Source organism: Altererythrobacter sp. TH136 (assembly GCF_007065885.1).
Taxonomy (GTDB): domain Bacteria; phylum Pseudomonadota; class Alphaproteobacteria; order Sphingomonadales; family Sphingomonadaceae; genus Tsuneonella.
Genome location: NZ_CP041409.1, coordinates 1445337 through 1457654 on the forward strand (window position 1 = coordinate 1445337; position 12318 = coordinate 1457654).

The following is a 12318-nucleotide window of genomic DNA, read 5'->3' on the forward strand; positions in this document are numbered from 1 at the left end:
AGCGGCTTAGCCGCTCCGCGCGCGCGCTGCACGTTTCTCCGCGAGCGTAGTGTGGTGATCGTTGATCCGCTCGCCTCCATGCAAGGCGTACCAGGGCGCGGAAGCGACATCCGTGCCGCGGTCCTTCCGCCAGTGGATGTTGATCGGCGCGCGCAGCACCTGCACCGCTACGAAGGGACGGATGTTCATCCGCACGCCGTCGTCTAGGTCCGGCTCCCAGCCGAGCGGCTGGCGCGCGAGCGGCTTCCAGCGCACGAAGACGTCATAGGGCGCCTCGCCTTCCAAGATCGCGCGCAGCTTGGCCTGAAGCGCCCGCGCGGCTTCCGACCGGCCGCCTTCGCCATCGGCATCGGAACGGGCGGTCCAGTCGCCCAGCAGGGTGTAGGTCAGCTTCTCGAGCGCGGCGCGGCCGAGGCGGTGGTAGTGAAGAAAGGCGGAAAAGCCGTCCTCACGCCCGTCCCACACCTGCCAAAGGAAGGGCCGCTGGTGAAACAGCTTTGCATGCTGGGCGAAGGCGCGGTTGCGCAGCCAGTCGTCGATTGTCGCGGCGGAACGGCGGGTCGTGCCGCCAAGCTGGGCATCCGCCTCCACGACCAGCTTCGTCTCGAGATCCGCGGACCACTCTGCGCCGAACGCCGCCCGCAGATAGGCGCGCAACCGGTCGGCCAGCGGCGCCTCGCCCCCACAGGCGACCAGCGGCAGCAGCCCGTCGGCATCACCATCAGGAAGCTCCGCCGCCCGCGCAATCCAGCCCCGCGCCTCGTCGGACAGCCGCATCTCCGCATCGCTCTCCGCCGGCCAGCGATAGCCGCAGAGACGGGCGAGCGCGACGTGGAGGCCAGTCCCCGTCTCCGCCTGTGCAGGGTGTCCGTGGAACAGCCACTGAGTAGGGTCGTCAGAGTAAGGTTCGGGCAGGCCGTTGGGGTAGCGCTCCGCTGCGACGGCGCTCCAATGGGCGAGGTCAAAGGGGACTTTCGCCAGTGTTGCTGGGGTCACGTTCATCTTACGGTCTATCCGCCGCACCGACCGCTCAAAGTCGGAAGACGAACAGAAGGTCCAAATGGCGGCTAAGTTCTGCGGATCACCGGGAATGATAGCACCCGAATTACCGTCCCACAGGTCCCCTTCGTAAAGGCAGGCTGGGAGATCACTCATTAGGCGAACCAACACACCGCGGCGTCCCCAACCTGCTGCTCCACGCAGCCAAGCAGCAGCGCCGGCAATGCCCAGCTTCTCCTCAACTTCGGCCCTGAGTCTACCCTGGTTGCGTTCCCACAACAGTGCGTAAGAGCAGCCTGACCATGGAGAAACCTTGTCAGCACCTCCCCCTTGCAGTGACCAGGTTGAGCCAAATTCAGTCACCTCCCAGAAGGTGCGCGCGTAATGACTCTCGTCACCACAGTTCACGCCTGCATAACTCAACGCGTGGGCTCCAAGCAGTGTACTTACCGTCGCTTGTTCCATGGATATGCGAGAGTCCGGGTTGCCGCGCTGGGCATCTTGAGCAACGATGTTGATCTGCCCCCCGTGGAGGAGGCTAGCTTTGGCTTCGGGATTGTTAGCATCGTTCAAATCCATAGCTGAAGCACAGGTCAACTCGCCTGGACGTGAGGCGGTGAGAGCAACCATCGCCGCATTCACAACCTCGCCGCTGATCGCCGCAAAAGCTCGAGAGCCCAAGCCGATGAGCAGGTTCAGCGTGCTTTGTTCAAGCAACCGCTCTCTCAGGCGCCTGTAACTTGTTAAAAACAACCAGTTTTGAGGCGTCACAGCTGCCACGCTGCCGCCCGGCGTGGCCCCCCTGAGCATGCGGACCGTCATTGCGGTGGCTAAGTCATTTTTGGCATCCGAAAAATGCCGCTCCAGGTGCGCCTTTAAGTCCGGATTCTGCTTCCCGCGCCCAAGATACGGGACGTTGGTAAGCTGCAGCACCCAGCTTCGCGCCAGCAAAGCCGCCGCATCCGCCATGCCCCGCGCGGCGATGGCCCCCTCCGCTCGCCCCGGTTGGCTCTCGCGCGTCCGTTCTGCGAGGCGGGCCATGGCGGCGCCGACGCCGTCAAGGTTGGCGCGGTCGACGAGGTCGAGGCTGCCGGTTACTTCGATAAGGCTGCCGAGCAAGGGCGCCTGGCGGAAGAGGTCGTAGAGTGCACCAAGCGAGCGCCGGAGGTCGGAGTCGCCGTTGCCCAGCGCTTCGAACTCCTGGCGTGTATAGGACGGCATTGATCCGACCCATGCTATGTGCGGATTGGGCAGGTTCTGCCAGCCGCCGACGTCCCAGGCGGCCAGCGCCACCGCAAAGGCGGCGATCTGCACACAGCGACCATCGATCTCCAAACCGTGGAGATTGTCGCGTAGCACTGCCGCGACCGCGTATGCCGGGTCCAGCCGTTCGTCCTCGGCGCAGCGTAATGCTACCAGGACCGGCAGAGCTTCGGTCAGGAAGTGGCCCGATCCGCAGCACGGATCAAGCATGTTGATCGCCGCCGCCTGCTCCGGCCAACCAGGGAAGGTGCCCGCCGCCGGACGCCAGGGCCCGTCCTCCCCTTCGCGCACGAAGCGCAGCCACGCCCAATTCACACCAGGCAGCGTCAGCCGCGCGCGCAGCGTCTCTTCGTCGGGCGCCTGCGCCAGCGCAGGATCGGCGGCGAAGCGCTTGCCCGCCCACCAGGCGCCCAGGGTGTTGTCGATCAGGAAGCCAACCATGTAGGGCTCGGTGAAAAGCTGGGTCACCGCCGGCAGCTCGTCGGCCCCGATCTTGACGCTCCGCTCGTTGATCGCGTCCTTTTCCGCCGCGCGCCAATATTGGTAGGTCCAACCAAGCGCGTCCGTCGCGGCAAAGACTTCCGCGGGAAGTTCGCCGACGATCCGCCGCAGCCGCGCCTCATGCTCAGGCGCAAGCGTCAGCTGCACCGCCGGATCGTTCTCCGCAAAGGCCGCCGGCAAAATGTGGGCGGCGTAGCGGGCCGCGAGCGACCAGCCGTCGCTTGCCCCCTCTTCCGCTGCAAGAGCATGGCAATCGTCCAGGGTCAGCGGGTCGCCGTCCGGGTGGCGCAGCAGCCCGCGCGCATTGAGAAAGCCGACGAACAGCAGCCGGTGCCAGCGCAGATAGGCTGCCGCCTCGGTAAGGCGGTCGAGCGAACCGTCGGCGGCCACCCGGTCCCCGAGGGCCCGGGCGTGCTCGCGCAGCGCCCGGCGAAGCGCTGCGAGGTCCCGATCGGCATGGACATGGTCCGGTGCGCGGTCGGCGATAATGCCGAGCCGGACCACCTCCTCGCGGATCGCAGCTTCAGCAACGATCCTGGCTTCCTTTACGGCACGCTCCAAGGTGCGGCGATCTGCGGGCGCCAGCGTCGGCATCGTCAGAAGCCCGGACGGACGGGGCCGTCGGCCAGCGCCGCAAGCAGATCGGCACGCACCTTGACGAGCCAGGCATCGAGCGCAGCCTCATCCTCGATGGTCGTCCGGCTGAGCGGGACCGATCTCACTTTGGGAGCGAAGACCTGCGCCGCCTCCAGGAGCGCGTCCTCTACGCGTCCCTTGATCGCCGACGTCTCTGCCCGGCGCTGTGCAAGCGAGCATTGATCCAGCGAATCCGCCACCTCTAGCGGGGTTCCGACCTTCGGCGGATCGAGCGGCAGCAAGCGATTGCGTTGCCGGATGTCGCGTCGCTGATCGGGGCTGAGCCGCGACCAATTTGGGTCGTTGTGCAGCGCGTGCTCGGCCCCGTTCCACGCTGCCGCCCACGCCGCTTGATCTTTATTGACATGGGTGCGCAGCGCGTCCGCCGCCGCGTTGATCAACGGAGAAACTGAATCCGGCTCGGCAATCAGAGCGCGCTGGGCGACGATCGCGTCAAGCCCAGGCTGCTGGTCCGCAGCACCTTGGCCCACGAGGCGCTTCAACAAGGCGAAAACCGGGCGCCGCGCCGCGATCTTCGCCGCGTCCGCCCGGCAAGCGGGTACCATCGCCCGCCATTGCTCGGCATGGTCGGCAACTGCGCCTAGACGGGCCGCGCCGCCTTGGGCACGCACCTCGTCCAATCCTTCGAAGCGCGGAGCGGCAGGCGCCGGCGCCTCCCCTCCGGAACTTGAAGCGAGCGAGTCGAGGCGTTGGAAAAGGTCGGACAGGGCGTCCCCTTCTTGTCCCGCGGTGAAGTGCACGCCCGCTTCACTAAGAAGCTTGCGGACGCGAAGCCGCTCGGGCGTCGTTACCGGCCGGGTATTGCGCCGGAAGGAGCAGCCACGGAAAGTCGCGCGAGGCAGAGACGTGGGGGTGGCGACAGCCTGCCCGTCTGCGCCGGTAACGACCAGATGGTCGCGGGCGAGCATAAGAAGCATGGCATCGATGGCATCGTCGGACCAGCCGTGAGGCGGCGAATTGAGGTCCGCTTTGATGTCGATCCCGCGCCGCCCCGCGCCGACGGCGTTTAGGATTGCCTGCCCAACCGCGTGGGTTTCCGGCGGACCGGCGTGATCGACAGCTTTCAAGGCATCCGGAGCGCCCGCCTTTGCCCGCGTGTAGGCGGCGGGCCAGCCGGCATGGTCGCCCTGGTCGAAATTGATGTAGAGCCGCTGCACAGCTCGTGTTGCGGCAGTCTTCAAGGCCGCGGCGGGCGTTGCGCCCTCAACCTCGGCGCCCCCAGCAAGGAGGATACGCGCACGCTGCACGGCCCGGTTCACGATCTCAGCCGCGTCGCGATCCGCCGCCTGCAGGCGGGCCTGCATCGCGGCCCGGGCTTCACGGCCATCCTCGGTCGCTGCCGGGCCGCGCTGTGCCAGAACCGCTTCCGCCGCCGCGCGGGTCTTGAGCGCGGTTGCGAGCGCCTCCTGCTCGAGAGCCTCGACGATGAGGTGGATCGTAGGATCCGCCGGAGCGGCTGCCGCAATCTCCTTCATCGCCGCTGCCGTACTCACGTCATAGCCGATATGCTGACGCACGACGATTGCGTTGGTGGGGGCCGGATCATCCGCTCCGATGCGCCGGACGGACCGGGTTTCTCGGGTGGCGCCCTGAGTGACGCTGCCTGCTTCGGCGAGGCTCCTGTCCAGCCCGGTCACGATCATTTCACGCCGGACGCGGACGATTGCGGAAGGATCGGTCTCCCGCGCTCGCATCTCGCCCTTGAACGCGGCATCCCAATCTGCGCTTTCCTTGGTCTGGAGGCGATACGCCCCGCCGATCTCGATTACGGCGCCATCCGCGGCTAGCTGGGCCAGCGTTTCCGGCACCTGTCCGCGCAACGCGTGTTCGCCGCCAAGATCCTCCACCAGCAGATCCGCGATCACGTCCGCCCGCGCGGCGACTCCGTGGATCTCAACCGTTTTGCTTATCCGGGCTAGAAGGAACACGACCATCAGCACCCGCGCCTTGAGCCTGCTTACGGCCTCGCCATTGTGGAGCCGTTCGATCCGCTCCCACGTTTCGCGTGGCAGCTCGCCTGCGTTGAGCGCGTCAGCTGCCATGCTGCGATAAAGGAAGTCGAGCGGCACCGCGTGGCCGAGCGGTCGTTCGGCATATTCCCGGGCGGCGTCGAGGGTGGTGCGCAGTTGCCCGCGAAGGCTTGACCGCATCCGGGTAGAATCGAGCTCGCGCAGGATCGTCTCCCAAAGCCTTCGTCGCGCGGGCAGCAACGGCCAATCCAGCGGAGCGTCGGCGTCGTCGCTCGAGCTGTGCTTGATCTTCGCACCCTGCAACTGACGATGCAGTTCGCCCGAGACGCTTGCCAGCATTCCATCCAGCGCAGGCCGCGCCTCCGCTTTTTTGGCAAGAACCGTCTGCCGAATAACCGAGTCGATGTCGGTCTCTCGCAACTGCACCTGCAGTGGGAACCGGTCCAGGATTCGCTGAAGGTAGGGAACCTGGGTCAAGGCCTGTTGGCCGGTAGCAACCAGGAGCAGGCGCCCGCCAAATTTTTGCGACATACGCTCCGCGATTGTTTGCACGCGTAGCGTGAGTTCCTGGTTCTGGCCGAGGAATTGCTGCAGCTCATCGAGGATGACGAGGGTTAGCGGGATCTCCTTGCGACCCAGGCGCAGCGCTTCGCCAATCAGCCGCTCCATGTCGTCGACGGACATGGACTGGCCGGAACGGTCCGGGAATTGTGCTGCCAGCTTATCCGACAGCGCATCGTTGTTCGCCGCAAGACTCGGCCGCTCCTGCAGGATCGCGGCCTGGAGCTCCTCCGAAAGGACGAAGGCCCGCAGCTCGGCGTCGAAATCGTCACCGAGTCGCGCCTTCACGGAGTCGAGCAAACCTTCTCGGGCAAGCCACAGAGCAACCTCGGCAGCACGCGGATCGTCCGGTAGGCCGACGCCCCGCAGCACGAAACCAGCGATGGCGGCGGCCGGATCCGAGGCGCCGCGCCCCATAGTTCCGCCGACAGCGAGCACTCCGCCGGAACGACGGGCTCCCGCCCTAAGCTCCGCCAGCGCGGCTCTTACCTCCGTCGGCAATTCCTGGATCAACCCTTCGGCCGTAGACCCGTCAGGGAACCCGATGTTCGTCCACAACGCGCCGAGCATGGCGACGAGGTGCGATTTGCCCGATCCAAAGAAGCCGGAAACCCATACGCCGGGAATATCGCTCTGCGCCGCCGATGCGCGGTTGAAGCCCTCCAAGATGCGCACGAGCCCTGTCGAATAAGCGCCGTCGCAGACAAAGCTGCTGAGTTCGGCCTGAAGCGTCCGGAAATCGTCGCCTATGGGGGGGAATGAGAGCTTCGCGACACCCTGGTTGGCCAGCTTGTATGAGGCCGGGTCGATGGCGAAAACGTCGCGATTGATCATAGTCGCTCAAAGATAAGAGGTCGGAGGAATAGGCGTAGCGTGATAGTTCCAACTGTCGCGCGCGTCCAACAGGCGATAGCGGCCGCCTTCGTAGACGCCGGGGAAGGCTACGAGCAGCCGGCCTCTGATGAAGGGCGCCGCCGTCTCGATCACCGAGGCGACGCTCACCAGGCCGAAAAGCGCGCCTGCCCCGAACAGGGCCAAGATGTCCCGCTCGGACTGTGCCTCAGCTTGGGTCCTGATGGCTTGGGTCAGGTGCGAGAGCAGGTCACCCGAGAGCGCCGCGATCTCGTTCGGCCGCTTCATCAGGCGCCGTGCGTGGCGGTTGGTCGCGAGCCATGACGGGATCAAGGAGGAAAGCTCAACCTGACGCCAGCCGTAGCCGGCCTCACGAGCCGCCTGCTCGAACTCGATGGCCTGGGCCGTGATCCTGCGTTCCAGGGCTGGAGCGTACCACAGTATCCAAGTGCGCTCAGCATCTGAGAGATTGCTGGCCCACGGCAGGGACAGATGCCGGCGGTAGGCACTCATTATCTCTTCAAAGGAGGCCATCCGCCATCTCCGCTGGGGCTGCGATCGTAGCGAGTCGCCCGGTTAATTCGATGTCAAACACGTGTCCCGCCATGCGAAGGCGGAGGTCGCCCATAGCCTCAGCACGACGAAGCAGGCTTAAGGCTTGCTCATAATCGACGTCGAGCATTCTGAGCCAGCTCGACGATAGAACCGCTACTCCAGCGTAACCCGCGCAGATCGCAAGGAAAACACCAAAGGCCGCTACCGCTGGATCAGGCTCTGCTGGGATCCTGCAGCGAGCCCGGCTGGCGGTTAAGTGTCCCATCTGAGCCCAAGATGATACGCACCTTTCGCCTACCGCGCGCAAAGTGCCAGCACTGAAGCGGCCTGGATATCTCGTCTCCAAATAGGAAGCCATCTCGCGATATGTGATTTTTTGCCCAGGCTCTGCGGCGAAGATCACCGCGGCCGAAGATCGCAGGACCGGATCGCGGGCTACCCCTGCCACCCCTAATAACAGGTGATGGTTACGCGAAGATTTCCAAAGCTCCAGCAAGGCGAGGGTCAAGGGTGGGGGCCGATCGAAACCATATAACGCCACCATGTCTCGTAAGCTTCCCAACTTCGCGGACTCGGTGCGCTTGCCGAAGAGATTGTCAGTAACGATTACTTCCGCAATTCTTTCCCTGCTCCATAGATCAGATTCTGTTCCAACAGCTGAGATCAACGCCGCAGCATTAGCAGCGAGTATGGTCTGAGATGTATGGATCGATCCCTCAACAAGTCGGAACCCGAGGTTCTTCACGCGGGATATGTTAGCAAACCATCCGCTATGGTCTAGCAAATCAATCACTTTTTACTTCTATACATGGTTCTTCAGATATTTCGTTGTAATGATTTATAAAATATGCGGCAAATAGCGCTCCATTATGCATAGATCGCCTATCCGTTGGCGAGAGCTGAGTTAATCGATTGGCGGGCGGACGGTTGTCCGCCGAATGACTTACCCATCCCCATTTTGGCAAGCGCAAGCGCTTCGAATAAGCGCGGGGCGAAGTCCATACTCTTTCCCAGCTTCTCAGATTTGAGGAAGGAGTTCAGATCACTATTAAATGTATTGACTAGCGAGGGTTCCTGAAAAACGCTCTGGTCGCCACCCTGAGTGAAGTAGGTATCGATCACTTCGATAGCCTCTTGGAGCAGCGCTTCACGCGCACTCGTGTCGGTGAGTACCTTGGCCATGGCTTCTGAGGTAGTTCTATTGTCGGTAGCCATGCCAGTTTTACTCAACACGTCTCGCAACAAGTAAACGGCGACCATGTAGAACAAGAAGCGGCTCTGGCGGCGACTGATCTGTCCGCCCCGACCAAAGCCGTAAGCATCAGCCGCTTCCTGCAGCAGGTAGGCAGAATAGAGATCCTCGATTCCGAAAGGTGAACTTCCTTCATCAGACGCGGCAACGATTCGTTTGAAAACAGCTCCCTCTGGAAGAAAAGGTGGGTTTTTGCCGAAGGCCGTACCGGCTTCGCCCAGCCAACCTGCTCCAAACACCTTGATCAGATCGGCCGCATTGACGTGTTTTTGAAACTGATGGGTTGAAGGATTGGCGTTCTGAAGTGCGCGTTGAGAGTCCCAGCCGCCACGTTGCACCTCCAAGTATATGCCGTAGCTTTCTGCCATCCCGACTTGCCAGCTCCGGAAGTCGCTGGAGAGTGCCAGGAAATCCTTTTCACGGACTGCGTTTTGGCTGTTCGTGTAACGGGTGATCGCCTGCAATAGCTGCTCTCCCGCGGCCCCCACTTTGACGATCTTGGTGACTACAGCTCCATCAGCGGCCCGCGCCTTCCACTCCTCGATTTCGGGATTTACGCCAGTCCCGCCAGCGCTGTAACGGCGGTGAAAGACTTCCCATATCGTTCGTGAGGTTTGACACCCATTCACGATATATGGATCGACGAGATCTATAGCGTCTCCCTCCTGGCTCCAGTCAGAAGCAACAATGGTGATGCCATTGTTATAAAGTCCAAACCGCTCGGGCGCGTCCCGGAGAGTGTCTTGCATTCCTTTGTTTACCTTGCCTCGCCCTCCGAGAAAGCGTCGCACGTTCTTCTCGTATATCTGGTCTAGGTCCCCTGTTGCATCGCGATATCCGAGGAGAAATTCATAAAGATCAACCAAAGTAGTCGAGCCAACGAGCAACTCACTGCCTGATGGAACCGCGTGGGAACGAAGAGTGACAGCGAAGCAGCTCTCTGGGTCGACTACGTCATCGCCCAACCGCATGAAGATAGTCTCCACAGAGACTGACTCCACGTCGAACATTCCGCCAAGATGCTGTCTTCCGAGCACGCGGATGTCATCTAGCGTCTTCCTTTCGCCTTCACCCAATGGGCGCTCTGTTGCAAAAACAAGTACGATTTTATCATTGGGCCCCGCTTGTGAGCGGAAGATCGTCAGTCGCTCCAGCAGCCCCTCAGCGAGCGAGTTTAAATTCGTCCTCCGTCCGTCCAGGGTGTCGATCACCTTCTGCGCCTCGATAATCAGGGTGGCGCTGCCCTGAAAGGCGCTCCCGTGCTTACTCTGCACAAGATACCAAGTATGACCCTGCTCTCCCTCGTTTTCGTCTTCCGGACCTACGTCGAGAATGGCGAGGTCCACACCGCCGTCGCCTGCTCCATCACAGTAGACTAGCTCCATCCCTGTATCTGGCGCATCAAGCCACTGCGTCACGATTTTATGAGCAAAGCGCCGGCCGAGCTCGACTGTAGATGGCTGTCCGGCAATGATGTCCTCACGCCATGATGCGAGAAATGCCTCGAAATTGGTAGTCTGATTCAACTCGGCCCCCTGAGTAGCTTCATGTGCTGCTTGGCACGCAAGAGCTGACCATGCACTTCGTTTCGCGCGTCAGCCCCGATCCGCTAACCTCACATTAGCGGCGATCGGCGGCAAAGCCACTCATCTGCAACCGCTTTTCGCCGAATGCAGCGCCAGCGCAAGCACCGCGGCATCACCCTTTGAAAGGCGTTGCACCACCCGCTGCAACCCCCACTTCCAAGGCCCTCCCGCATTGTCGCTGGAAAGGTATCGGGCAGTGCACACGCAAGCGTCGACGCCAGTTCGTGTCCTTGATGGTCAGCGAGTACCGGGCTGATCCGCTCGACGCGTGCGGGGATCTCCACCGGTGCCTCGTCGCTTACGGCGTGACAATGATGTCGGTGCTCGCAGTGAAGTACGACTGCTCGTGGTGCGTCAGCCGAAGCGATCAAAACCAGGGTTGGACCAAGTCCAGGCTGTGCGGAGGCTGACCCTCACAATTCAGTCAGCCGGGTCGATTCGCCGGAACGTGAGATTGAACCGAGATCCTCGCACATTCTTACGCTTCGGTACTGAGTGCTCCCAGAACTTTTGTAGTTCGCCCCTCATGACTAACAGAGTTCCATGGCGCATCGGAAAAGTGATTTTTTGTGAATTGTCGTCTTTCCTCCGAATGATAAAATCTCTCTCCGCACCAAAGTTAGCGGACGCGATGACTGGTTGCTGCCCAAGCTCTTTTTCGTCATCAGAGTGCCAGCTCAAAGAATCCTGCCCGTCCCTGTACCAGTTCAGCAAAACGCTGTTAAACCGGACCTTGGCGCACTTCTCTATCGCCTCCTTCACGTAGAGGAGACCTTTGTTCCACTCGTTAGGCTCTGAGCGGATCCCCGAGTAGGTGTAAGATTTCCCAGGATCACCATACCAAGAGGTCAGCCGGGGCAGAGGCTTGCGCTTGCCGAAGAAGTTTATCCAGTCCTGCTTCCACTTGATGTTAGTGAATCTAATTTCTTCTATTAGCTCCGGAGGGATCTGGCGCCAGTCTATAGAGCGCCAGTCTCGTCCATCCGTCTCCTGAAGATACTCGACCATGCGGTCGCTAATTCGAGGCTCAAAGTAGTTACCAGCATAAAATATACTGCCGTTTGGCACTGTGAGATCGTAGCCGTTTGACTCGGAGTTCGGTGCGATCAAGTACCCCTTCCCTTTGGGAAAGGAGAACGGCGGGTCGATCAACGCAGGTTCAAAAAGGTCACCCATTGCTGCGGACTTCAACCTCCACGTGCCACGAAACGACCGGATACTTGTCCCCGGGCCCACAGCGGAACTCTGCCATCTCAGAGTGAGAAACGGTGAGTGCGTCTGCGTGACTTGGATCTTCGAGTGCTGCCTTCAAGCTGCGGATCCGTTCCGTCCCGCCGTCGAAATCCCTGTCATGGCTTACAGCAAGGATTGTATGGACCCCGTCAGTCATAATCTCGCCCAACAAGCGGAACTGGTCGAAACCTTTGATGTCCAGCACGTTTGAAAAGACATGGATAGTGGCTAAGCCTTCCTCAACCTCCAAATCCCCAAACGTGACCTCATCAAAACCCTTGTTGACGCAAAACATCTCGGAATCAGGGGCGACATTCTGATAGATGGCTTCTGCGCGTACAAGTGCAACGGGCGAGGGTTCAACTAAAACGACTTTCCTGAGCATAGTCGCAAAGGCGTCACCGAACTGATCATACAGGAGGAGGCCTGCTAGCCCTTGCCCACACCCGTAGTCTACGAGCCGCACAGGGGCACTTGTCAGACTGATACCCTTTCCCAGTGCCGCCCACTGGCACGCGATCATCGGCCCATAGGAATACAGGTACTGATCCAATTGCTCCGTTGAACCCAGGATCGATGTGCCGCGGCCAAGCTGATGCCACAGATCCCTATCTCGTCCTATTTTACCCCTTAACCACGGGAAAGAGAGACGCTTCCCGCTTCGCTGGAGTTCGTGAAGGACTGCAACGGCAGCATCAGTCTGACGAAGGGCAGCGACCTCTTCGTGGCTCATGTTAGCGAATGATGTACCCAACCCCTTCAGCCCCTTTTCCCATACTCACAGCACGAAGCTCGATCTGCCTTGAGCGATTATGATCTTGGCGATTTCCGTTTATTTCTCGTCTACTAGTGTTTGCTCCGCTCGCCGGGCCTAGGACGATGAGCGGGG

Annotated in this window: 6 protein-coding genes; all 6 read right to left on the reverse strand. The window is 61.3% G+C overall.

What is annotated here, in order from left to right; genetic code table 11:
• Positions 1 to 6: 6 nt before the first annotated feature.
• The gene (locus tag C0V74_RS06995; RefSeq protein ID WP_143251170.1) at positions 7 to 3357 is read right to left on the reverse strand and encodes an SAM-dependent DNA methyltransferase; all 3351 of its coding nucleotides are present in this window, start codon (positions 3355 to 3357) and stop codon (positions 7 to 9) included.
• A gap of 2 nt (positions 3358 to 3359) precedes the next feature.
• Complete coding sequence (gene brxC / locus C0V74_RS07000) at positions 3360 to 6785, reverse strand: BREX system P-loop protein BrxC (protein ID WP_143251171.1); 3426 nt, start codon at positions 6783 to 6785, stop codon at positions 3360 to 3362.
• 6 nt (positions 6786 to 6791) lie between these two features.
• Positions 6792 to 7337, reverse strand: coding sequence for a DUF1788 domain-containing protein (locus C0V74_RS07005; RefSeq protein ID WP_143251172.1), 546 nt, complete (start codon positions 7335 to 7337; stop codon positions 6792 to 6794).
• Between the two features lie 903 nt (positions 7338 to 8240).
• Positions 8241 to 10136 (reverse strand): AIPR family protein, encoded by a 1896-nt coding sequence (locus C0V74_RS07010; RefSeq protein ID WP_143251173.1) that lies wholly within the window; start codon positions 10134 to 10136, stop codon positions 8241 to 8243.
• Between the two features lie 480 nt (positions 10137 to 10616).
• Positions 10617 to 11372, reverse strand: a complete 756-nt coding sequence (locus tag C0V74_RS07015; RefSeq protein ID WP_143251174.1) for an alpha-ketoglutarate-dependent dioxygenase AlkB — start codon at positions 11370 to 11372, stop codon at positions 10617 to 10619.
• Complete coding sequence (locus tag C0V74_RS07020) at positions 11365 to 11982, reverse strand: hypothetical protein (protein WP_210413393.1); 618 nt, start codon at positions 11980 to 11982, stop codon at positions 11365 to 11367. The genes C0V74_RS07015 and C0V74_RS07020 overlap by 8 nt, the downstream gene beginning before the upstream one ends.
• Between the last annotated feature and the right edge of the window lie 336 nt (positions 11983 to 12318).

What these genes read in the sequence shown, in the direction of transcription:
- C0V74_RS06995 (WP_143251170.1), bottom strand. Translation starts at nt 3,357, where the DNA reads ATGCCGACGCTGGCGCCCGCAGATCGCCGCACCTTGGAGCGTGCCGTA.
- brxC (WP_143251171.1), bottom strand. Translation starts at nt 6,785, where the DNA reads ATGATCAATCGCGACGTTTTCGCCATCGACCCGGCCTCATACAAGCTG.
- C0V74_RS07005 (WP_143251172.1), bottom strand. Translation starts at nt 7,337, where the DNA reads ATGGCCTCCTTTGAAGAGATAATGAGTGCCTACCGCCGGCATCTGTCC.
- C0V74_RS07015 (WP_143251174.1), bottom strand. Translation starts at nt 11,372, where the DNA reads ATGGGTGACCTTTTTGAACCTGCGTTGATCGACCCGCCGTTCTCCTTT.